Below are 22,842 nucleotides of genomic sequence, written 5' to 3'. Positions count from 1 at the left end.
CGCGTTTTTCCCAACTAAGCTGTTGATCTTTCCTATATTTCGTCTTTACTCTGCTGGCCCATGGAAGAAACTCGCGACCGTCCCCAGGAATGTCAAATGAACGCCGCAACCCCACGCTACGTTTAATCTGCACGCTGTCCATCAGCCCGGATTACTGCTGTTTTCACGCTTCAATTGCTCTAGCCCCGAGGTCTTGAATCTTTGAAACCCTACCCTATTGATCTCGTGTCGATCGTTATCCCGGTCTACAACGAAGAAGACAGCCTGCCTGAATTGCTGCGTCGTACGACGGCAGCTTGCAAGCAACTGGCCTACAAATACGAAATCATCCTGGTGGATGACGGTAGCCGTGACAGTTCGGCCCAGTTGCTGGAAGACGCCGCCGCCGAAGACGGCAGCAACGTAGTGGCGGTGATCCTCAACCGCAACTACGGCCAGCATGCCGCGATCATGGCCGGTTTTGAGCAGTGCCGTGGCGACGTGGTGATTACCCTCGACGCCGACCTGCAGAACCCGCCGGAAGAAATCCCGCGCTTGGTGGAGCAGGCCGCCCTCGGCTACGACGTGGTTGCGACCGTGCGCAACAACCGCCAGGACTCGGCCTTCCGCCGCTGGCCTTCGCGCCTGATCAACCTGGCCGTGCAGCGCTCCACCGGCGTGGCCATGACCGACTACGGCTGCATGCTGCGCGCCTATCGCCGCACCATCGTCGACGCGATGCTGGCCTGCCGCGAACGCAGCACCTTCATCCCGATCCTGGCCAACGGCTTTGCCCGCCACACCACGGAAATCCTGGTGCACCACGCCGAGCGCGAGCACGGTGAGTCGAAATACAGCGCCATGCGCTTGATCAGCCTGATGTTCGACCTGCTGACCTGCATGACCACCACCCCGCTGCGCCTGCTGTCCATCGTCGGCTTCAGCCTGGCGGCACTGGGCATGCTGTTCGCCTTTGCATTGGTCTTCCTGCGCCTGGTCTTCGGCGCCGAATGGGCCGGCTCAGGCATGTTCGTGCTGTTTGCCGTGCTGTTCGTGTTCACCGGCGGTCAATTCATCGGCATGGGCCTCTTGGGTGAGTACCTGGGTCGCATGTACAGTGACGTGCGTGCCCGTCCACGCTTCTTTATAGAAAAGGTGTTGCGCAACCAGCCCGCAGCACCGGCTCCGGTCGTCGTGGTCGACGGCCTGGCAACTTCTCACACTTCCACTTCTCCTTCCGATCAGGTTTCGTCATGAATTCAAAAGCTGTTGTCTTTGCTTATCACGATATTGGCTGTGCAGGCATTGAAGCCCTGCTGGCCGCCGGCTACGACATTGCTGCCGTGTTCACCCATGCCGACGATCCCAAGGAAAACAACTTCTACGGTTCCGTCGCCCAGCTCTGCGCGCGCAATGGCATCCCGGTACATGCGCCGGAAGACGCCAACCACCCGCTGTGGATCGAGCGCATCGCCAAGCTGAACCCGGATTTCATCTTTTCCTTCTACTACCGCAACCTGCTGAGCGAAGCCCTGCTGGCCACCGCCAAAAAAGGTGCGTTCAACCTGCACGGCTCCCTGCTGCCTAAATATCGTGGCCGCGCTCCGGCGAACTGGGTGCTGGTAAACGGCGAAACCGAAACCGGCGTGACCCTGCACCGCATGGTCAAGCGCGCCGATGCCGGCGCGATCCTGGCCCAGCAGAAAGTCATCATCGACCGCACAGATACTGGCCTGACCCTGCACGCCAAGCTGCGTGACGCCGCTACCAACCTGCTGCGTGATGCGCTGCCGCAACTGGCTCAAGGCAAGCTGGCTGAAACCGCCCAGGACGAAAGCCAAGCCACCTACTTCGGCCGCCGTACCGCCGCCGATGGCAAGCTGGACTGGAAAAAACCGGCTGAAGAGCTGTTCAACCTGGTTCGCGCCGTCACTCAACCTTACCCGGGTGCTTTCTGCGCCGTGGGCGAGCACAAACTGATCGTTTGGCAGGCCGAAGTGCTCAAGGGCAACGAAGGCCTGGCGCCGGGCCGCGTGATCAGCGTCAACCCGCTGCGTATCGCCTGCGGTGAAGACTCCCTGGTGGTCAAGTTCGGTCAGCGTAACGCCGACGGCTTGTTCCTGGCCGGCCCGGCACTGGCGGATGCGCTGGGTCTGGTGGATGGTTCGGTACTGCGCGGCGCCGAGTCCGGCCGCAAGCCACGTCGTACCCGTGTCCTGATCCTGGGTGTGAACGGTTTCATCGGTAACCACCTGTCCGAGCGCCTGCTGCGTGACGACCGTTACGAAATCTACGGCCTGGACATCGGCTCCGACGCCATCGAGCGCCTGCGCAGCCACCCGAACTTCCACTACGTGGAAGGCGATATCAGCATCCACACCGAGTGGATCGAGTACCACATCAAGAAGTGCGACGTGGTCTTGCCGCTGGTGGCCATCGCCACGCCAATCGAATACACCCGCAACCCGCTGCGCGTATTCGAACTGGACTTCGAAGAGAACCTGAAACTGGTTCGCTACTGCGTCAAGTACAACAAGCGCGTGATCTTCCCGTCGACCTCCGAAGTCTATGGCATGTGCCAGGACCAGTACTTCGACGAAGACACCTCCAACCTGGTGGTGGGCCCTGTCAACAAGCAGCGCTGGATCTACTCGGTTTCCAAGCAACTGCTGGACCGCGTGATCTGGGCCTACGGCGACAAAGGCCTGAAATTCACCCTGTTCCGTCCGTTCAACTGGATGGGCCCGCGCCTGGACCGTCTGGATTCGGCCCGTATCGGCAGCTCCCGTGCCATCACCCAGCTGATCCTGAACTTGGTGGAAGGTACTCCAATCCGTCTGTTCGACGGTGGCGAGCAGAAGCGTTGCTTCACTGACATCGCCGACGGTATCGAAGCCTTGGCACGCATCATTGATAACGAAAACGGTGTGTGCGACGGCCAGATCGTCAACATCGGCAACCCGGAAAACGAAGCCAGCATCCGTCAGTTGGGCGAAGAGCTGCTGCGTCAGTTCGAAGCTCACCCGCTGCGCAGCAACTTCCCTCCGTTCGCCGGTTTCCGCGACGTAGAGAGCAAGGCGTTCTACGGCACTGGTTACCAGGACGTGGCACACCGCAAGCCAAGCATCGAAAACGCCAAGCGCCTGCTGAACTGGGAGCCGACCGTAGAGATGAGCGAAACCATCGGTAACACCCTGGACTTCTTCCTGAAAGAAGCCATGCTCGAAATCGCGGACAAGAAGTAATGCAGGCAGGTCTTCGCATCGACGTCGACACCTACCGTGGCACCCGTGAAGGTGTGCCGCGGCTGCTCGAGTCCCTGGATGAAGCCGGGATAAAAGCGACGTTCTTCTTCAGCGTTGGGCCGGACAACATGGGGCGCCACTTGTGGCGCCTCATCCGTCCGCAATTCCTGTGGAAGATGCTGCGTTCCAATGCGGCCGGGCTGTACGGCTGGGATATCTTGCTCGCCGGCACCGCCTGGCCGGGCAAGCCGATCGGGCGTGACCTGGGGCACTTGATGCGCCAGGCCAAGGCCGCCGGCCATGAAGTCGGCCTGCACGCGTGGGATCACCACGGCTGGCAGGCCAACACCGGGCGTTGGAGCGATGCACAGCTGGTCGAACAGATCCGCCGTGGCGTCGATACCCTGAGTGACATCCTGGGCGAGCGCGTCGATTGTTCAGCGGCCGCCGGCTGGCGTGCCGATGAACGCGTGGTGCAGGCCAAACAAGCTTTCAATTTCCGCTACAACAGTGATTGCCGGGGCACCAGCCTGTTTCGACCGACGTTGGCCGATGGCAGCGCGGGCACCCCACAAATTCCGGTAGACCTGCCGACCTTCGACGAAGTCGTCGGGCCGGTAGTGGCTGCCAAAGAGTTCAACAACTTCATTCTCGACAGGTTTTCCTCGTCGAAACTGAACGTCTACACGATCCACGCAGAAGTAGAAGGGATTCTGATGGCTGATGATTTCCGCCAGTTGCTCGCCCAAGCCGGGCAGCGCGGCATCGACTTCAAACCCCTGGGCGACCTGTTGCCCGCGGATGTGACCACCCTGCCCCAGCAACAACTGGTGCGTGGTGCGTTGAGCGGCCGAGAAGGCTGGCTCGGAGTGCAGCAGGCATGATCCGGCGCTGGGCATTGCCCCTGCTCCTGTTGGCGTTTGGCGTGTTTTACCTGTTACCGCTGGCCACTCACGGCCTGTGGATTCCCGATGAAACCCGCTATGCGCAGATCAGCCAGGAAATGTTGCTGACCGGCAAATGGGCCTCGCCGCATTTCATGGGCATTCGCTACTTCGAAAAACCCGCCGCCGGTTACTGGATGATCGCGCTGGGCCAGGCGATTTTCGGGCAGAACCTGTTCGGCGTGCGCTTTGCCTCGGCCTTGAGCACCGGGCTGAGCATCCTGCTGGTGTATCTGGTCTCTCGCCGGCTGTGGAACGACCCGCAAAAGAGCCTGATCAGCAGCGTGCTGTACATGAGCTTCGTCAGCGTGGCGCTGCTCGGCGGCTATGCCAACCTGGACCCGCAGTTCACCTTCTGGGTCAACCTGACGGGCGTTGCCCTCTGGTTCTGCTTCGACAGCACCACACGCCGTGGCCGTTTGTGGTCCTGGGCCCTGCTCGGTTTTGCCTGCGGCATGGGTTTCATGACCAAGGGTTTCCTGGCATGGCTGCTGCCGGTGCTGATCGCCCTGCCCTACGCCATCTGGCAAAAACGCCTGGGTGAACTGGTGGGTTACGGCATCGTCGCCGTGGTCGTGGCGATCGCCGTCAGCGTGCCATGGGCCCTGGCCGTGCACCTGCAAGAGCCGGACTACTGGAATTTCTTTTTCTGGCACGAACACATCCAGCGGTTTGCCGGTGAAGATGCGCAGCATGCCGAACCCTTCTGGTACTACCTGCCGTTGATGGTGGCGTTCTCGCTGCCGTGGGTCGCCCTGCTGCCCTCTACCGTCAAACAGGCCTGGGTGGACAAGCGCCTGCCGAAAACGGCGTTCCTGTTGCTGTGGCTGTTGATGCCCCTGGCATTCTTCAGCCTGGCCAAGGGCAAGCTGCCGTCCTACATCATGCCGTGCCTGTTGCCGCTGGCCCTGCTGATGGGCTCGACCCTGAGCGACAAGCTCAGCCAGGGCAAGGCGCGTGCATTGCGCATCAACGGTGGGTTGAACCTGGTGATCGGCGTCCTCGCCTTGCTGGCGATCAGCTGGTTCCAGTTGAAGAAGCCGATCTACGAACCCGGGCAGGAAACCCTCAGCCTGGTGCTGGTGTTTACCTTCCTGTTCGGTTGGATCGTCGCCAACCTGCTGCAAGCTGCACGGCCGTTGACGCTGTGGGCGGCGCCCGTCGTCGGCAGTTGGCTGCTGGTGGCCCTGGTCCCGGCCGCGTTGCCGCATTCAGTGGTGTATAACAAGACGCCGGACCAGTTCATCATCGATCACTTGCAGGAACTGCAACCAACCACCGCGTTGCTGAGCAATGACCTGGGCGCCGCGTCGGCCTTGTCCTGGCGCGTGGCACGCCCGGAAATCACCCTTTACAACACCGTGGGTGAAGTGAAGTACGGCCTGGCCTACCCGGACACGGCCTACCGCAAGATCGACCCCACCCAAGTCCAGCAATGGATGAGCGATGCGCGCAAGCAAGGCGCCGTGGGTGTGGTGATGCGGGTCAAGGGTGAAGACGAAGTCGCTGAAGTCGAGCTGCTGCCCAAAGACGGCAAGCGCTACGAGCAAGGCAACATCGTGATCATGATCTTCCCTCAGGTCACGCAATGATCACGCTGCTGCTATTGCTGAGCGCTTGCCTGCTCACGTGTATGGGCCAGGTCTCGCAAAAGTTTGCCGTCGAAAGCTGGCGCGACCAGCCGCAGGGCTGGGCACCGAAACTGCGTTCAGCATGGTTGTGGTCGGCGCTGTTTTGCCTGGGCCTGGGCCTGCTGGTGTGGCTGCTGGTGCTGCAACGCCTGGAAGTCGGTATTGCCTACCCCATGCTCAGCCTGAACTTCGTACTGGTTACGCTGATGGCGCACTTTGTCTTTCACGAACATATCGATGGCCGTCACTGGCTGGGTGTCGCCTTGGTCATCGCCGGCGTGGTGTTGCTGGGGCGCCAGGTATGAGCCGGACGCGTGGTTTTGCCCTGGCCCTGGGCAGTGTCGGCCTGGTCAGCGCCGCCCAGTTGGGCATGCGCTGGAGCATGACACGCCTGCCGCTGCCCACCGAATGGCTGACGGCCTTCAACCAGAATGCTATCGATCTTGGCGCCTTGGGCGTGGTGATCCTGGCGATCATTGCCTATGCGCTGTCGATGCTCTGTTGGCTGGGGGCACTCAAAGACCTGCCCCTGGGCCGCGCCTATTCGTTGCTCAGCATCAGCTATGCGCTGGTGTACCTGTTGGCCGCCAGCCTGCCGGTGTTCAACGAACATTTTTCGCTTTCAAAAACCCTGGGGGTGGCGCTGGTCATCCTCGGTGTACTGGTTATTAACTCTCGTCGTGCTAGCAGTATTAGTCCCAGGAATGCCCCATGAAAATCAGTGTATTTGGTAGTGGTTACGTCGGTCTGGTGCAAGCCACCGTGTTGGCCGAAGTCGGTCACGATGTCATCTGCATGGACGTTGACAAGAGCAAGGTCGAATCACTCCAGAAAGGTCACGTGACGATCTTTGAACCGGGCCTGGCGGCCATGGTCAAGGAAAACCTGGAAAGCGGACGCCTGCACTTTACCTATGATGAAAAGCTCGCCGTTGAACACGGTGAAGTGCTGTTTATCGCGGTAGGCACGCCTTCGGACGAAGACGGCTCCGCCGACTTGAAATACGTACTGTCGGTCGGTGATGCGGTGTCCCGCCACCGGGTGGAACCGGTGATCCTGGTGGAAAAGTCCACCGTTCCCGTCGGCACCGGTGACACGCTGCGTGCCCATATCGAGAAAAACCTGCAGGCTGCCGGCCGCAACCTGGCGTTCGATATCGTCTCCAACCCGGAATTCCTCAAGGAAGGTACGGCCGTTGCCGACTGCCGCCGCCCGGACCGCATCATCATCGGCTGCGAGCGCGAAGAAGTGCGTGAAGTGATGCGCGACCTGTACGCGCCGTTCAACCGCAACCACGACCGCATCATCTTCATGGACCTGCGCAGCGCCGAACTGACCAAGTACGCCGCCAACTGCATGTTGGCCACCAAAATCAGCTTCATCAACCAGATCGCCGAACTGGCCGAACACCTGGGTGCCGACATCGAAGCGGTGCGCCTGGGCATTGGTGCCGACTCGCGCATTGGTTACCACTTCATCTACCCGGGCTGCGGCTACGGCGGCTCGTGCTTCCCCAAAGATATGCGCGCCCTGATCCACAGCGCCAAGGAAGCCAACTGCTCCAGCGACCTGCTCGAAGCCGTGGAAGCCATCAACCAGCGCCAGAAGAGCAAGCTGTTCGAACGCATCAACGCTTTCTTCAAGGGTGAGCTGAAAGGCAAGACCTTCGCGTTGTGGGGCCTGGCGTTCAAGCCCAACACCGACGACATGCGCGACGCGCCAAGCCGCGTACTGATGGAAGCACTGTGGGCCGCCGGCGCCAATGTCCGTGCGTTCGACCCGGAAGCCATGCAGGAAACCCAGCGTATTTATGGCGACGAGCCACGCCTGGCCCTGCTGGGCACTCCGGAATCGGCCTTGAGCGGCGCCGACGCGCTGATCATCTGCACCGAGTGGCAGCAATTCAAGGCGCCGGACTTCGAACTGATCCAGCAGCGCCTGAAAAACCCGGTGATTTTCGACGGTCGCAACCTGTACGACGGTGAGCGCCTGGCGCGCAAAGGCTTCAAGTATTTCCCGATGGGCCGGGGTGACTCCTGCGAATTGCCGATCCCCCAGCAAAACTGGACGCCACAGGCCAAGGAAGGCTGATACGTGAACAAAGCTCAGCCGCCCCTGCAGAATGCAACGATCCGTTATCAGTCGCTGGGGCTTGGGCTCCTGGCCCTGGTGCTGTTCATCGTCGGCAATTGGCACCAGGCGATCATCGGGTTTGACTCGCGCTTTGTGCTGTTTGCCCAGGAGATGCTGCGCCACGGGCCGAGCTTTTTCCCCACGACGTACGGCCAGCCCTATGCCGACTACCTGGCGACCTCGACCCTGCTGACCTGGCTGTTGTCCGTGCCGCTGGGCCAGGTCAACAGCTTCACCGCGTGGTTGCCGACGGCGGTCGCCTCGGCCGTTATCGTCATCCTGGTGTTTCGCCTGACAGCGCCCTACTCCCCGCGCTGGGGGGTGCTGAGCATCGCGATGTTGCTGCTCAGCAGTACGTTTATCAGCGAAACCCGTGCGGTTTCCCTGGACCAGATGCTCGCCGCGGTCGCACTGGCGGTGTTCTACCTGGGCTATGCGCATGATCATTTCGGCGCGGCGAAACGCCTGCATTGGCTGTTTCTGCTGCTGATTCTCGGCTTTGCCATCCGCGGGCCGATCGGCCTGGTGATCCCGACCGGCGTGCTGTGCAGCTATTACCTGATCAACCGCCAATGGCGGCAACTGTTCAGCTTTGGCTTGTTGGCACTGGCGCTGCTGGGCGCCTGTGTGGGGCTGCTGTTGCTGCTGGCCAAGCTCAGTGGCGGCGAAGTGTTCATGCAAGATGTCATTCGCATGCAGTTCCTCGGCCGTATGGATGGCACCGAAGGCTCCAGCGGTGTGCTGTATTACTTCACCAGTTCCATGGGCAACTACGCCTTGGCCTACCCGGTGGCGCTCCTGGTGTTGGTGGCCATCGCGGCCGGTGGCCGTCGCGCTCCGGACCCGGCGCTGAAACTGGTGCTGTACTGCGCGGCGGCAGGTTTGCTGGTGATGGTGGGGCTGTCGGTGCCTCAAGCCAAAAAAGCACGCTACATCCTGCCGATGTTGCCGATGGCCGCCATTATCGCTGCATACCCGTTTCAAGTGACTCAAGGGCGACTTTTCGCCTGGTTACGCGGTTTGATGCTGGGCATCTGGACGCTGTTGCCGACACTGTTAATCATTGGCCTGGTGGCTGCGCGCAAGCGTTACCCGGCGGAGCTGGAGAGCCTGGGCGCGATGTTTGCGCTGCTGGGCGTGCTCCAGGTGTTGGCACTACTAGCGTTGGCCAAGGCTCGTCTGCGAGCGTTCGGCCCGGCGCTGGCGGCGGTGTTGGCTATTTGGGCGACCTACATTGTGGTGGTCGAACCCTTGGAACGCTCGCTGTACGACACGCGGACCTTCAGCGTGGCGGTCAAGACCCGGATCTTGCAGCAACCCGCCCCGGTGGTACTGCATGGTCTGGGCAAAGACGCCAAAGCCATCAAGTTCATGGTCAACTTCGATTGCGACAAGGTGCCGTTGTTTACCCAGTCGCCTGCCGAACTGAACCTGATCCAGGCCCCAGCCTGGCTGGTGATGAGCCAGGCAGACTTCGAAAGTTTGACGGAGCCGCGCCTGCGTTCGATCACGCCGACCCTCACCGGGTCGTTCGACAAGAACCCCTATGTGCTGCTGCACCTGGAGAAAACGTCGACGCCTTAATGACGTTTCCATAGGCCCCGTAAGAAACAACGCCCACTCCATAACGAGTGGGCGTTTTTCATCATGCCCACCAAGAAAACACCTACGGTGCTTTGCGTAACGGCTGCGGCACCGTCCCTTCCGGCGGCTGGATCCCCTATGTAGACTCGCTTGCCAAGTGCGTTAACTATCTACCACCCCCGTCGTTCAGGCATATGGGTTGGAGCACCCTGCATAACAACAAGGACGCTGTAGGCCACCCAACAGACGGTTGGCTACTTCATTGAGAGGACAATGCCGTGCGAGAGAATCTACTGCCTATACCGGTGCCGAGGCTGGACCGATTGATGGAGCTGCGCGACGCGTTGGTGGCGTTGAAAGGACCGCTGGCCAATGACCTGGCGCTACGGGAGGGTCTGCAAAAGCGCTTGTTCAACGAGGAGACCTACTGCCGCGTGCTGGGTGACGCGAGTACCTCAGCGGCGCACAAAGTGGGTTTGATTCGATACGACGAGGGACTTTAACTGCATTTTTTCTGCACTCAACCCTCATTAATATGCATTGGCATCATTGCATCAAGCTGGGCAGACTGCACAGGTTCCTCCCCCAGATGTTGGAACGTTACAAAGGCTTTTCCGGGAAACCCGGCAGGCCTTTTTTTTCGCCCGCTGTTTACGGACCTTTTTAAATGCTCGCTCGTTGGTTACCTGCTGCAATCAATACCCGTCCCGCTGAATGGAGCCGTGCCGCCATCGGCATGGCCTTGGGCACCATGCTCAGTGTCTGGGTGTGCGCCCAGGTATTCGGCATGGAAGTCGCCCTGCATCTGCTAGGCCCGCTGGGGGCCTCCGCCGTGCTGTTGTTTGCGGTGTCTTCGGGTGCGCTGGCCCAGCCATGGTCAATTATCGGCAGTTACTTGTGCGCCGCAGTCGTTGCGCTGCTGGTGGCCCGCGTATTGGGGCGTACGTTGGGCAGCGCCTGCCTTGCCGCAGGCATGACCGTTATCCTGATCTGCTGGCTGCGCTGCCTGCACCCGCCCGCCGGTGGCCTGGCGATGACCCTGGTTCTGGCCGACCCGGCCTCCATCGCCCTGGGCTGGCAGGCGTTGGCGCCGGTCATGCTCGGCGCGGGCGCACTGTTGACTGCGGCATTGGTCTACAACAACGCCACCCGTACGCGTTATCCCAAGGGGCTGGTCGAGTCCCCCATAGCGCCGGTGAGCAGCCCTGCCCGCGTTGTCGATCCGATGATCACTGCGGCTGACTTGAAACTGGCCTTGGCCGAAATGGAGCAGTTTTACGATGTGGAACCGAGCGAGCTTGAACAACTGATCCACGCGGCGCAGAGCCATGCACGCCGGCGCAGTATCGGTGAAGTCCTCGCCCATCGCGCGGTGTGAACGCCCCTGCATAAATGCAAAAACGACCTGCACGATTCCGGGTTGTACTGGGCAAATTTGCACTGGTACGATCGCGAGACAGTTCGCCCGCGAATGTCGTGATAAAGAACAATAAAAGCAGGGAGTTAGAGATGACTGCTCAGGTTTCATCCCAAGCATGCAGCGCCGAGGACCTCCAGGATGAGGTATTGGCCGAAGTTCGCAACCATATCGGTCACCTTACGCTCAATCGCCCCGCAGGCTTGAACGCGATTACCCTCAACATGGTGCGGCGCCTGACGGCGCAGTTGCAGGCCTGGGCCGATGACCCGCAGGTGTTTGCCGTCGTACTGCGTGGGGCCGGCGAGAAAGCCTTCTGCGCCGGGGGCGATATCCGCTCGCTGTATGACAGCTTCAAGAACGGCGACACCCTGCACCAAGACTTCTTCGTCGAGGAATACGCCCTCGACCTGGCTGTCCACCACTACCGCAAACCCGTACTCGCGTTGATGGATGGCTTTGTTCTGGGCGGCGGCATGGGCCTGGTGCAAGGCGCGGATCTGCGCGTGGTCACCGAGCGCAGCCGTCTGGCGATGCCCGAAGTGGCCATCGGTTACTTCCCGGACGTGGGCGGTAGCTATTTCCTGTCGCGCATTCCCGGTGAACTGGGGATTTACCTCGGCGTCACCGGGGTCCAGATTCGGGCGGCCGACGCCCTGTATTGCGGCTTGGCCGACTGGCACCTCGACAGCGCCCATCTGGCCGAACTCGACCAGAAGCTCGATCATCTGCAATGGCATGACTCCCCGCTCAAAGACCTGCAAGGCGTACTCGCCAGGCTCGCGGTGCAACAATTGCCCGATCCACCCTTGGCGACCTTGCGCCCAGCCATTGACCATTTCTTCGCGTTGCCGGACGTGCCCAGCATGGTCGAGCAACTGCAGGCCGTGACCGTCGCCAACAGCCGCGAGTGGGCACTGACCACGGCCAACCTGATGCAAACCCGTTCGCCCCTGGCCATGGCCGTCACCCTGCAGATGCTGCGCCGTGGCCGTCACCTGCCGCTGGAACAGTGCTTTGCGCTGGAGCTGCACCTGGACCGGCAGTGGTTCGAACGAGGTGACCTGATCGAGGGCGTGCGCGCCCTGATCATCGATAAAGACAAGACGCCTCGCTGGAACCCGCCAACGCTCGACGACCTGGACAGCCGCCATGTCGAGAGCTTCTTCCACCACTTTGCGCAGGTTGCGAAATAAGCCATGCAAGATCTTGAATACACAGAAGAACAAGTAATGATCCGAGACATGGCGCGTGACTTTGCCCGGGGCGAAATCGCCCCTCACGCCCAGGCATGGGAGAAAGCCGGCTGGATCGACGACGCGCTCGTGGCGAAAATGGGCGAACTGGGCCTGCTGGGCATGGTAGTCCCGGAAGAATGGGGCGGCACCTATGTGGACTACGTCGCCTACGCCTTGGCGGTGGAGGAAATCTCCGCCGGCGATGGCGCTACGGGTGCACTGATGAGCATCCATAATTCAGTGGGTTGCGGGCCAATCCTCAACTTCGGTACACCAGCGCAAAAAGAAACCTGGCTGCCGGCCCTGGCCAGCGGCCAGGCGATTGGCTGCTTCTGCCTGACCGAACCCCAGGCCGGTTCCGAAGCCCATAACCTGCGCACCCGTGCCGAACTGCGGGACGGCCAATGGGTGATCAGCGGCGCCAAGCAGTTCGTCAGCAACGGCAAGCGCGCCCAGTTGGCCATTGTGTTTGCCGTCACCGACCCGGAGCTGGGCAAGAAAGGTATTTCTGCGTTCCTGGTGCCCACCGACACCGCCGGCTTTGTAGTCGACCGCACCGAACACAAGATGGGTATTCGCGCCTCGGACACCTGCGCCGTGACGCTCAACCAGTGCAGCGTGCCCGAGGCCAACCTGCTGGGTGAGCGCGGCAAGGGCCTGGCCATTGCCCTGTCCAACCTCGAAGGCGGGCGCATCGGCATTGCCGCTCAAGCCCTGGGCATCGCCCGTGCCGCGTTTGAGGCGGCGCTGGCCTACGCCCGCGATCGGGTGCAATTCAACCAGGCGATCATCGAGCACCAGAGCGTGGCCAACCTGTTGGCGGATATGCAGACCCAACTCAATGCCGCGCGCTTGCTGATCCTGCACGCTGCGCGTCTGCGCAGTGCCGGCAAGCCGTGCCTGTCGGAAGCTTCACAAGCCAAACTGTTCGCCTCGGAAATGGCCGAAAAGGTCTGCTCCTCGGCCATGCAGATACATGGCGGGTATGGCTACCTGGAAGATTACCCGGTGGAACGGTACTACCGGGATGCGCGGATCACGCAGATTTATGAAGGCACCAGTGAGATTCAGCGCATGGTCATTGCGCGTGAACTCAAGCACTACCCGTTCTGAATGACAACCGGGTAACGAAATGTGGGAGGGGGCTTGCTCCCGATTGCAGTGCATCAGTCACAGATATTTCGACTGAGACACTGCAATCGGGAGCAAGCCCCCTCCCACACGTTAGTTACTGGTCTTTGAACTCTGGAGTGCGTTTGCCGACGAATGCGGCCATGCCTTCCTTCTGATCCTGCGTCGCGAACGCCGCATGGAACACCCGGCGCTCGAAGCGCACGCCTTCGGACAGGCTCACTTCAAACGCACGGTTCACACTTTCCTTGACCATCATGCTGATCGGCACGGATTTGCCGGCAATCAGCGTGGCGACTTTCAGTGCTTCGTCCAGCAGTTCATCGGCCGGCACGATACGCGCCACGATCCCGCAACGCTCCGCTTCCACCGCATCGATAAAGCGCCCGGTCAGGCACATTTCCATGGCCTTGGCCTTACCCACGGCCCGCGTCAGGCGCTGGGTGCCGCCCATGCCGGGCAGTACGCCGAGGTTGATTTCCGGCTGGCCGAACTTGGCGCCGTCACCGGCGAGGATAAAGTCGCACATCAACGCCAGCTCACAGCCCCCGCCGAGGGCGAAGCCGTTGACCGCAGCGATGATCGGCTTACGCCGGTTGGCCACGCGGTCACTGTCGCTGAACAGATCGTCCAGGTAGATCTGCGGGTAGGTCAGCTCGGCCATTTCCTTGATGTCGGCGCCGGCGGCAAAGGCTTTTTTCGAGCCGGTCAACACGATGCAACCGATCTGCGGGTCGGCTTCCAGGCGGTCCAGCGCGTGGTTCAGTTCGCTGACCAGTTGCGCATTCAAGGCATTCAGGGCTTGCGGGCGATTGAGGGTAATCAGCCCGACGCGGCCCTGGATTTCGAGCAAGACGGTTTCGTAAGTCATGTATCGGCTCCTTAAAGATTGCGTGAGATGACCATGCGTTGAATATCGCTGGTGCCTTCATAAATCTGGCAGACCCGCACATCGCGGTAGATCCGCTCCAGGGGGAAGTCGCTCAGGTAACCGTAACCGCCCAAGGTTTGCAAGGCGGCCGAGCAGACTTTTTCGGCCATTTCCGAAGCGAACAGCTTGGCCATCGACGCTTCCACCAGCGCCGGCTTGCCGCTGTCGCGCAGAGCGGCGGCGTAATGCACCATCTGCCGGGCCACGGCGATTTGCGTGGCCATATCGGCCAGGCGGAACGCCACGGCCTGATGCTCGATCAGCGCTTTGCCAAAGCTTTCACGTTCACGCGCATAGTCGCGGGCCGCCTCAAACGCGGCGCGGGCCATGCCCACCGATTGCGAGGCGATACCCACGCGGCCACCTTCGAGGTTGGCCAGGGCGATCTTGTAGCCCTCGCCCTCCTCACCCAGGCGATTGCCCACCGGCACCTTCACGTCTTCGAACAGGATCTGGCAGGTGTCGGAGGCATGCTGGCCGAGTTTGTCTTCGACCCGCGCCACCGTGTAGCCCGGTGAGTCGGTCGGCACGATGAACGCGCTGATCCCGCGCTTGCCGGCGGCCGGGTCGGTAACCGCAAACACGATCACGATGCCGGCGTTCTGCCCGGAGGTGATGAACTGCTTGCAACCGTTCAGCACATAGTGATCGCCTTCAAGGCGGGCACGGGTTTTCAGGCTGCTGGCGTCGGAGCCGGCCTGGGGCTCGGTCAATGCGAAGGCACCCAGCATGGCACCGCTGGCCAGGGGCTTGAGGAACTGCTCTTTCTGCTGGTCATTGCCGAACTTGAGGATCGGCACGCAACCCACCGAGTTGTGCACGCTCATGATGGTCGAGCAGGCACCGTCACCGGCGGCGATTTCTTCCAGGGCCATGGCATAGGCCAGGTAGCCGGTGTCGCAACCGCCCCACTGCTCCGGCACCAGCATGCCGAAAAAGCCCAGCTCGGCCATTTCGCCGATGGCCTCCTTGGGAAAGCGGTGGTCGCGGTCCCACTCGGCGGCAAACGGCTTCAAGCGTTCCTGGGCAAATTGCCGGGCCGCATCACTGATTTGCACTTGTTCTTCATTGGGCAGCATATAGCGTCCTTAATCCAGGCATTCGACGGCCATGGCCGTGGCTTCACCACCGCCGATGCAGATGGCGGCAACACCGCGCTTGAGCCCGTTCTGGCGCAAGGCCGAGAGCAGGGTCACCAGGATCCGCGCACCGGAGGCACCGATCGGATGGCCCAGGGCGCAGGCGCCGCCGTGGATGTTGACCTTGCTGTGGGGGATTTCCAGTTTGGCCATGGTAATCAGGCTGACCACCGCAAAAGCTTCGTTGATCTCGAACAGGTCAACATCATTCAGGCTCCAACCGGTCTTGCTCATCAGCTTGCGGATTGCCCCCACCGGCGCGACCGGGAACAGACCCGGCTCATCGGCGAACGCAGCATGCCCGTGAATCACCGCCAGTGGCTTGAGGCCACGCTTGCGCGCTTCGGATTGGCGCATCATCAGCAAGGCTGCCGCGCCGTCGGAAATCGAGCTGGAGTTGGCCGCCGTCACCGTGCCGCCGTCGCGAAACGCCGGTTTCAAGCTGGTGATCTTGTCCAGCTTGGCTTTGGGCGGTTGTTCATCGTGCAGGACGGTTTTCTGTTCTTTGCCTACGGTGACCTGCACCGGCACGATCTCGGCGCTGAAACTGCCCCGGGTGATCGCGTCCTGGGCACGCGTCAGCGAGGCGATGGCGAAGGCGTCCTGGGCTTCACGGGTAAAGCCGTTGTGCTCGGCGCAATCCTCGGCAAAGGTGCCCATCAGGCGGCCTTTGTCATACGCGTCTTCGAGGCCGTCGAGGAACATGTGGTCGAGTACCTTGCCATGCCCCATGCGGTAGCCACTGCGCGCACGGTCCAGCAGATACGGCGCGTTGGACATGCTTTCCATGCCCCCGGCGATCACCACATCGACGCTGCCGGCCACCAGCGCATCGTGGGCGAGAATGGCGGCCTCCATCCCCGAACCGCACATTTTGTTGAGGGTCGTACAGCGGGTGGCCTTGTCCAACCCCGCGCCCAGCGCGGCCTGGCGTGCAGGTGCCTGGCCGAGGCCGGCCGGCAGCACGCAGCCGAACAGCACTTCATCCACTGCATCGCCGGCAATACCGGCACGTTCGACGGCGGCACGAATGGCGGCGCTGCCCAGTTGGGGCGCGGTCAGGCCCTTGAGGTCGCCCTGGAAACCGCCCATGGGCGTGCGTACGGCGCTGACGATGACGATCGGATCAGTCATGGGAATACTCCTTACTTGGCAGCCATGCGCAAGGCGCCGTCGAGACGGATCACCTCGCCATTGAGCATGCTGTTTTCAATGATGTGACGTACCAGCGCCGCGTATTCGGCCGGTTTGCCCAGGCGCGGCGGGAATGGCACGCCGGCGGCCAGGGAGTCGCGAACTTCCGGGGTCATGCCGGCCATCATCGGGGTTTCGAAAATGCCCGGGGCAATGGTCATGACCCGGATGCCGAAGCGCGCCAGCTCGCGGGCGGCGGGCAGGGTCAGGCTGGCGATGGCACCCTTGGAAGCGGAATACGCCGCCTGGCCGATCTGTCCGTCAAAGGCGGCCACCGAGGCCGTGTTGATGATCACGCCGCGCTCACCGTCGGCATTCGCCTCGGTTTCAGCAATGGCTGCAGCGGCCAGGCGCAATAGGTTGAAGCTGCCGATCAGGTTGACGTTGATCACTTGGGCGAAGCTGGCCAAACCATGGGGGCCGTTCTTGCCGAGGATTTTCTCGCCACGCACTACACCGGCGCAGTTCACCAGCCCATGCAAGCCGCCAAACGCTGCGACCGTGGCTTCCACGGCGGCCTGGGCAGCGGCCTCCTGGCTGATGTCGGCCACCGCGCAACGCGCGTTATCACCCAATTGGCCGGCCTTGGCCGCAACGGCCTCGGCGTTCAGGTCGACCAGCATCACCTTGGCGCCGGCCGCGACCAGCATGTCAGCGGTCGCCGCACCGAGCCCCGAAGCACCGCCACTGACCAGGAATATCTTGTTTTCAATCTGCATTATTGTTTCCTTCAAAGTGGATCAAGCGACCCTGGAAATAGTCACTCCAGAGCCGCTTGGCAGCAATGGTCAAAGCCATCAACCTGGCTGACTGGTTTGGCCATGATTGATCGCGCTGATCGACCGGTCGGTCCAAGTGATTGGACGCCAGCGCACGCGACTTCTACTCTGGGGGCCTGCGCCACCGAAGAAGTCTTGCCGCGATGATCGTGCGTTCCAAACCCAATCTGCTGGGCATCCTGTTTTCCCTCAAAGGCTCGATTGCCAAGCGCATTGCCTTGCGCAGCCTGTTGGTCACCCTGCTGGCTTCGGTGATCGTGCTGGTGGAAACCCTGCACCCCGCGTACTTCTCCAGGGTCAATGCGACGCCGTTCACGTTGCTCGGGCTATCGCTGTCGATCTTCATGAGTTTTCGCAACAACGCCTGCTATGACCGTTGGTGGGAAGGCCGCAAACAGCTGGGGCAGATGATCATTGAGGTGCGCTCGCTGATTCGTGAAACCCAGGTGCTGGGTGACTGCCGCGAGCGCAGCGACCTGTTGCGGGGTGTCTGTGGCTTTGCCCATGGGCTGATTGCGCGTTTGCGCCATGAAGATGAAGCGCGGGCGATAGCGCCATGGATGGCCGTGGACGGCAACCATCCCAACCCGCCCGACAGCCTGCTGCAAACCCTGGGTGCGCGCTTTTCCGAGCTGGCCCAGCGCAGTGTGATCAGCGACTGGCGCTACACCCAATTGGAAACCCGTCTGGTCGGCTTGAGCCAGGTGCAGGCGGCCTGCGAGCGGATCAAGCACACACCGCTGCCCTTCCCCTACACGTTGCTGTTGCACCGCACCATCTACCTGTTCTGCATTCTGCTGCCGTTCGCCATGGCCGAGCCGCTGGGATGGCTCACCCCCGTGTTCACAGCCATCGTCAGCTATACGTTCTTCGGCCTCGACGAAATTGGTGATGACCTCGAAGACCCCTTTGGCTTTGACGAAAACGACCTGCCGTGCAATGCGCTGCTGCGCACCCTGGAGCGTGAAGTCCTCGCCGCGCTGGGCGAAACCGATTTACCGCCGGCCCTGCAACCGATCGACTATGTGCTGAACTGATACGGGTTTGACACCTGCCGTGCTCTGGCCGAAGCTGATGGCTTTGCGATAGCTGCCCGGACGCCTGCATGTCAAAGTCACGCCGTTACTCCATCATCGGCCTGTGCGCCCTGTTGTTGATTGTGTCGATCACCTGGTATTTCTCCCGCACCGCTCAGGTCGCCGTGCCGCCGGCGATTGCCCATGGCTATGGCAAAGCGCTGAAGCAGGCGCACAACGGGGAGCCAGGCGCCGCACGCGTGTTGTATCAACAGCTGGGGCGGCCGGACCTGTCGCCGGAACGTCGTGCCGCCCTGCATGCGGAACTGCCCAACTACCCCAGCCCGCAAGCGCTGAAGCTCGCCGACAAGGACTTGGCCAATGAGTCGCCACTGGTACGAGAGGCGGCGATCCACAGCATCGTCGGCCTGGTGCCGACCGGCCAGCGCACTTTGCTGCTGGGCCCGGTACTTGAAGATCCCGAACAGAGTGTGCGCTTTGCCGCCGCAAACGCCTTGCTCGGCCTTTCACCCGACACGCTGGGCCTTTATTTCGGCCCATTGCAGCAAGTGCTCGACGAATTTGTGAAATATCTCAAGGCCCAGCCCGAGACGGCCGAAGGCTGGATCCAGTTGGCGCGCCTGTACATTCACAGCGCCCTGCTGCCGGACGCGCAACATGCCCTGGAACAGGCGATGCGCCTGCAGCCGGATAACCTGCAAACCGTGGTGGCGCAAATCGAGCTGCTGGACAAGCAAGGCAAAACCGATGAGTCCCGCCAATTGCTGGCGCGACAACTGGCCGAACACCCGGAGTCGGCCTACTTGCAACATGCCCTGGGCCTGTGGCTGTTGCACCACGGTGAACGCCAATATGCCTTGCTCGGCTTGTCCAAGGCGGTGGAGCTGGAGCCGGACAATCAGGATTACCGCTACGACCTGGCCACCACCCTGCACGCCCAGGAGGAATTGGAGGCGGCCCAGCGCCAGCTGGAAGAGATCATTCAACGCCACCCCGCCAACCGCAAGGCGCGGGTGCTGCTGGTCAACTACTGGAAGGAAAGTGGCCAATTGCAAAACGTCCAGGTGTTGCTGGCTCAGCTTGAACAGCAAAATCCGGACGATCCTGCGCTACAGCAAGGTCTCTGACCTGACAATACAAATTTGTAAAAACAGCGACTGGTTGCACAAAAAACGCAAAACGTTGAACCGCCACGGGGCCGCTACGGTCAAGTAAATATGGCGCGCTCAAAGCAGCGCGCACCTACTTGTACGTGACCTGAGGGCACTTCTTGTCTACATCCAATACGCAGTTCAGTGAAAAGGCGGCCACCGGCATCGAAGGTCTTGATGACATTCTTGTCGGCGGGCTCTCGCGTAGCCACCTGTTCCTGCTGGAAGGCGAACCCGGTACCGGAAAGACCACCGTTGCCCTGCAATTCCTGCAGGCCGGTGCGAAAAACGGCGAGCGTTCGCTGTACATCACCCTTTCCGAAACCGAGCGCGAGTTGCGCCAGGGCGCCGAATCCCACGGTTGGCAGTTGGATGACAACATCCATATTTTCGAGCTGACCCCACCCGAAAGCCTGCTCAATGCCGAGCACCAACAAAGTCTGCTGTATTCCTCCGACCTGGAACTGGGTGAGGCCACCCGGCAGATCTTCGAGGTGGTCGAGCGTGTCAAACCGAGCCGGGTGGTGATCGACAGTCTGTCGGAGATCCGCCTGCTGGCACAAAGCTCGTTGCGTTATCGCCGGCAGATCCTGGCAATCAAGCATTACTTCGTGCGCTATGACACCACGGTGCTGCTGCTCGACGACCTGACCACCGAGGCGCTGGACAAGACCGTGCACAGTGTGGCCCACGGGGTGATCCGCCTGGAAGAGCTGACTCCCAGCTATGGCGCCGAACGTCGGCGCGTGCGCGTGATGAAGTACCGTGGCCAGAAGTATCGCGGCGGTTTTCATGATTTCACCATCTTGGAAGGCGGTGTGCACGTATTTCCCCGGTTGGTGGCTGCCGAGCACCGCGCCGGCTACGTGCGCGAGACCTTGACCAGCGGCATCCAGGAACTCGATGCGTTGCTCGGCGGCGGTATTGAAACCGGCTCCAGCAGCCTGATTCTCGGCCCTGCCGGTACCGGTAAATCGCTGATCGCATTTGTCTTTGCCACGGCGGCGGTGGCCCGCGGCGAGAAAGCCGCGCTGTTTATTTTCGATGAGGAACTGGGTCTGCTGTTCGAGCGCATGCGCAAGCTGAACATTGACCTTGAAGCACTGCAAGCGACCGGCAACCTGCTGATCGAACAGGTGGACGCCGCTGAACTGGCACCCGGGGAGTTCTCTCATCGCGTACGGCGTTGCGTGGACGAGCATGGCATCAAGACGGTAGTGATCGACAGCCTCAACGGCTATCAGGCGGCGATGCCGGAAGAGAACGCGCTGATCCTGCACATGCATGAATTGTTGCTGTACCTCAATCGCCGTGGCGCGGCGACCTTCATGACTATCGCCCAACACGGCCTGGTCGGGGACATGCAGGCGCCCGTGGACATTACCTACCTGGCCGACACCGTCATTTTGTTGCGTTACTTCGAAGCGCTGGGCGAAGTTCGTCGGGCTATCTCGGTCATCAAGAAAAGGACGGGGACCCATGAGTCGACTATTCGTGAGTACCGCATCAGCAAACAGGGCATGACCATTGGTGCCCCGCTGAGCAATTTCCAAGGCGTGCTGCGCGGTATTCCCACGTATGTGGGCAGCGCCGCTCCGCTGCTGGAGGATGAGGAGCAGTGACAGGCCTTTCACCGGTCTCCGAGCGTGCGATCATTCTGGCGCCGCTGGGCCGCGACAGTACATTGGCGTTGCAGATGCTCAACGAGGCGCACTACGACGGGATTGTTGCCCACAGTCTGGGCGCCCTGTGCGAGGCGCTGGAACAAGGCGCCGGGCTGCTGATCATCGCCGCCGAAGCACTGCGCGGTGTCGAACTGGCGCCCTTGCTGGATTACCTCGCCCGGCAACCGGCGTGGTCTGACTTGCCGATTGTGCTGATGACCCACCATGGCGGTCATCAACGCAACGGCTCAGCGCACCTGGGTGAGTTGCTGGGCAACGTTACCTTCCTGGAGCGCCCCTTTCATCCGGTGACCTTGATCAGTCTGGTCAGCGCCGCCCTGCGCGGCCGGCGACGGCAATATGAGGCGCGTGACCGGCTCATAGAACTGAGTACCAGCCAGCAGCGACTGCAAACGACCCTGGAATCTCTCGAACAGCAGGTCGAAGAACGCACCGCGCAATTACGCCATAACGAAGATGCCTTGCGGCAATCGCAGAAAATGGAAGCGGTGGGCCAATTGACGGGCGGTATCGCCCATGACTTCAACAACATGCTCACCGGCATCATCGGCAGCCTGGAGATGCTGCGCAGGCGGGTTGCGCGCGGCAAGCTGGATGACCTCGACAGCCTGATCGACCTGGGCGTCACCTCGGCCAACCGCGCAGCCAGCCTTACTCACCGCTTGCTGGCGTTTTCCCGTCGCCAATCCCTGGACGCCAAACCGGTGCAAATCAACCAGTTGGTGAGTTCCATGGGGGAGTTACTCAAGCGCAGCATCAACGAAAGCATCGTCCTGGATATGCGCCTGGCCGCCGGCTTATGGACTGCGGAAGCTGACCCCAACCAACTGGAAAGTGCCTTGCTGAACCTTGTGATCAATGCGCGGGATGCCATGCCGGGGGGCGGCAGGCTGGTGGTGGAAACCAGTAATCGGCATCTGGACAGCGTGTTTACCGCCGCCTATGGCACGTTGGAGCCAGGCGACTATGTGGAGTTGAGCGTCAGCGACACGGGGTGTGGTATCCCGGAAGGTCTGATGAGCCGGGTGTTTGACCCGTTTTTCACGACCAAGCCCATCGGCCAGGGCACCGGCCTTGGGTTGTCGATGATTTACGGGTTTGCCCGTCAATCCCACGGCCATGTGACGATTCACAGTGAGGTCGATAAAGGCACGACCGTCAGCTTGTTCCTGCCACGCTTCCACGGTGAAATCACGCAGGCCGAGGCCACCGACCCCGCGCTGCTGCCGTTCGCCGGTGCCGAAGAGACCGTGTTGATTGTCGAAGATGACCCGGCGGTCCGCGTGTTGGTCAGTACGGTGCTCAAGGAACTGGGCTACGCCTATGTCGAAGCTGAGGACGCCCCTTCGGCGTTGCCGATCATTGAGTCGGAGCAACGCATCGACTTGATGATCAGCGATGTCGGCTTGCCAGGCATGAACGGCCGGCAGTTGGCCGAGATCGGGCGGCAGATAAGGCCCGAGCTCAAGGTGCTGTTCATTACCGGGTATGCCGAGCATGCGGCGGTGCGCGGTGGGTTTCTTGACCCCGGGATGCAGTTGATCACCAAGCCGTTCACCTTCGATATGCTGACGGCGAAGGTCCGCGAGATGATCAACGCGCGTTCCCAGGGGTAAGCCGCGGC

General features: G+C 61.3%; 20 protein-coding genes. 16 read left to right on the top strand and 4 right to left on the bottom strand.

Annotation, left to right across the window (positions count from 1 at the left end; all coding sequences use genetic code 11):
* Positions 1-201 precede the first annotated feature (201 nt).
* From arnC to C9383_RS23755, 12 genes are all read left to right on the top strand, one after another.
* Positions 202-1,236: an undecaprenyl-phosphate 4-deoxy-4-formamido-L-arabinose transferase gene (gene arnC / locus C9383_RS23810; RefSeq protein WP_060753019.1), complete on the top strand. Its 1,035-nt coding sequence runs from the start codon at positions 202-204 to the stop codon at positions 1,234-1,236.
* Positions 1,233-3,224 (top strand): bifunctional UDP-4-amino-4-deoxy-L-arabinose formyltransferase/UDP-glucuronic acid oxidase ArnA, encoded by a 1,992-nt coding sequence (gene arnA, locus C9383_RS23805; protein ID WP_090371041.1) that lies wholly within the window; start codon positions 1,233-1,235, stop codon positions 3,222-3,224. The genes arnC and arnA overlap by 4 nt, the downstream gene beginning before the upstream one ends.
* On the top strand, positions 3,224-4,108 hold the full coding sequence (gene arnD / locus C9383_RS23800) for a 4-deoxy-4-formamido-L-arabinose-phosphoundecaprenol deformylase (RefSeq protein ID WP_090371039.1): 885 nt from the start codon (positions 3,224-3,226) through the stop codon (positions 4,106-4,108). Before arnA ends, arnD begins: the two co-directional genes overlap by 1 nt.
* Entirely contained in the window at positions 4,105-5,760 is a 1,656-nt protein-coding gene (gene arnT / locus C9383_RS23795; protein ID WP_090371037.1) for a lipid IV(A) 4-amino-4-deoxy-L-arabinosyltransferase, read from the top strand. Before arnD ends, arnT begins: the two co-directional genes overlap by 4 nt.
* On the top strand, positions 5,757-6,104 hold the full coding sequence (arnE, locus tag C9383_RS23790; RefSeq protein ID WP_090371035.1) for a 4-amino-4-deoxy-L-arabinose-phosphoundecaprenol flippase subunit ArnE: 348 nt from the start codon (positions 5,757-5,759) through the stop codon (positions 6,102-6,104). Before arnT ends, arnE begins: the two co-directional genes overlap by 4 nt.
* A complete protein-coding gene (gene arnF / locus C9383_RS23785; protein WP_090371033.1) occupies positions 6,101-6,514 on the top strand; it encodes a 4-amino-4-deoxy-L-arabinose-phosphoundecaprenol flippase subunit ArnF in 414 nt (137 codons plus the stop codon). The genes arnE and arnF overlap by 4 nt, the downstream gene beginning before the upstream one ends.
* Positions 6,511-7,890, top strand: a complete 1,380-nt coding sequence (locus C9383_RS23780; RefSeq protein ID WP_090371031.1) for a UDP-glucose dehydrogenase family protein — start codon at positions 6,511-6,513, stop codon at positions 7,888-7,890. The genes arnF and C9383_RS23780 overlap by 4 nt, the downstream gene beginning before the upstream one ends.
* A gap of 3 nt (positions 7,891-7,893) precedes the next feature.
* A complete protein-coding gene (locus C9383_RS23775) occupies positions 7,894-9,516 on the top strand; it encodes an ArnT family glycosyltransferase (protein WP_090371029.1) in 1,623 nt (540 codons plus the stop codon).
* A gap of 278 nt (positions 9,517-9,794) precedes the next feature.
* Complete coding sequence (locus C9383_RS23770; RefSeq protein WP_413037837.1) at positions 9,795-10,019, top strand: type VI secretion system contractile sheath small subunit; 225 nt, start codon at positions 9,795-9,797, stop codon at positions 10,017-10,019.
* A gap of 164 nt (positions 10,020-10,183) precedes the next feature.
* Positions 10,184-10,894 carry an HPP family protein gene (locus tag C9383_RS23765; RefSeq protein ID WP_060753011.1) on the top strand — a complete coding sequence of 237 codons (711 nt, stop codon included), beginning with the start codon at positions 10,184-10,186 and terminating at the stop codon, positions 10,892-10,894.
* A gap of 131 nt (positions 10,895-11,025) precedes the next feature.
* Entirely contained in the window at positions 11,026-12,129 is a 1,104-nt protein-coding gene (locus tag C9383_RS23760) for an enoyl-CoA hydratase/isomerase family protein (protein ID WP_090371025.1), read from the top strand.
* Between the two features lie 3 nt (positions 12,130-12,132).
* A complete protein-coding gene (locus C9383_RS23755) occupies positions 12,133-13,284 on the top strand; it encodes an acyl-CoA dehydrogenase family protein (protein ID WP_060753009.1) in 1,152 nt (383 codons plus the stop codon).
* Positions 13,285-13,399: 115 nt separating this feature from the next.
* Here the strand turns inward: C9383_RS23755 and C9383_RS23750 are convergent, their stop codons facing one another.
* Genes C9383_RS23750 through C9383_RS23735 form a run of 4 tightly spaced genes read right to left on the bottom strand, consistent with a single transcriptional unit; the run spans position 13,400 to position 17,285 of the window.
* Positions 13,400-14,173 carry an enoyl-CoA hydratase gene (locus tag C9383_RS23750; protein WP_060753008.1) on the bottom strand — a complete coding sequence of 258 codons (774 nt, stop codon included), beginning with the start codon at positions 14,171-14,173 and terminating at the stop codon, positions 13,400-13,402.
* Between the two features lie 11 nt (positions 14,174-14,184).
* A complete protein-coding gene (locus tag C9383_RS23745; protein WP_090371023.1) occupies positions 14,185-15,312 on the bottom strand; it encodes an acyl-CoA dehydrogenase in 1,128 nt (375 codons plus the stop codon).
* Between the two features lie 9 nt (positions 15,313-15,321).
* A complete protein-coding gene (locus tag C9383_RS23740; RefSeq protein WP_090371021.1) occupies positions 15,322-16,506 on the bottom strand; it encodes an acetyl-CoA C-acyltransferase in 1,185 nt (394 codons plus the stop codon).
* Between the two features lie 11 nt (positions 16,507-16,517).
* A complete protein-coding gene (locus tag C9383_RS23735) occupies positions 16,518-17,285 on the bottom strand; it encodes an SDR family NAD(P)-dependent oxidoreductase (protein ID WP_090371019.1) in 768 nt (255 codons plus the stop codon).
* Positions 17,286-17,488: 203 nt separating this feature from the next.
* On the opposite strand from C9383_RS23735, the gene C9383_RS23730 reads away from it, so the two are divergent.
* From C9383_RS23730 to C9383_RS23715, 4 genes are all read left to right on the top strand, one after another.
* A complete protein-coding gene (locus C9383_RS23730; protein WP_090371016.1) occupies positions 17,489-18,382 on the top strand; it encodes a bestrophin family protein in 894 nt (297 codons plus the stop codon).
* 68 nt (positions 18,383-18,450) lie between these two features.
* Positions 18,451-19,509 (top strand): tetratricopeptide repeat protein, encoded by a 1,059-nt coding sequence (locus C9383_RS23725; RefSeq protein WP_090371014.1) that lies wholly within the window; start codon positions 18,451-18,453, stop codon positions 19,507-19,509.
* Positions 19,510-19,652: 143 nt separating this feature from the next.
* Positions 19,653-21,155, top strand: a complete 1,503-nt coding sequence (locus C9383_RS23720; RefSeq protein WP_090371012.1) for an ATPase domain-containing protein — start codon at positions 19,653-19,655, stop codon at positions 21,153-21,155.
* Positions 21,152-22,834 carry an ATP-binding protein gene (locus C9383_RS23715; RefSeq protein ID WP_090371010.1) on the top strand — a complete coding sequence of 561 codons (1,683 nt, stop codon included), beginning with the start codon at positions 21,152-21,154 and terminating at the stop codon, positions 22,832-22,834. Before C9383_RS23720 ends, C9383_RS23715 begins: the two co-directional genes overlap by 4 nt.
* The last annotated feature ends 8 nt before the right edge of the window (positions 22,835-22,842 follow it).

Source organism: Pseudomonas palleroniana (assembly GCF_003031675.1).
Classification (GTDB): Bacteria; Pseudomonadota; Gammaproteobacteria; order Pseudomonadales; family Pseudomonadaceae; genus Aquipseudomonas; species Aquipseudomonas palleroniana.
The sequence above is the reverse complement of the archived record's forward strand: the minus strand, read 5'-3'. Positions and strand labels throughout refer to the sequence as shown.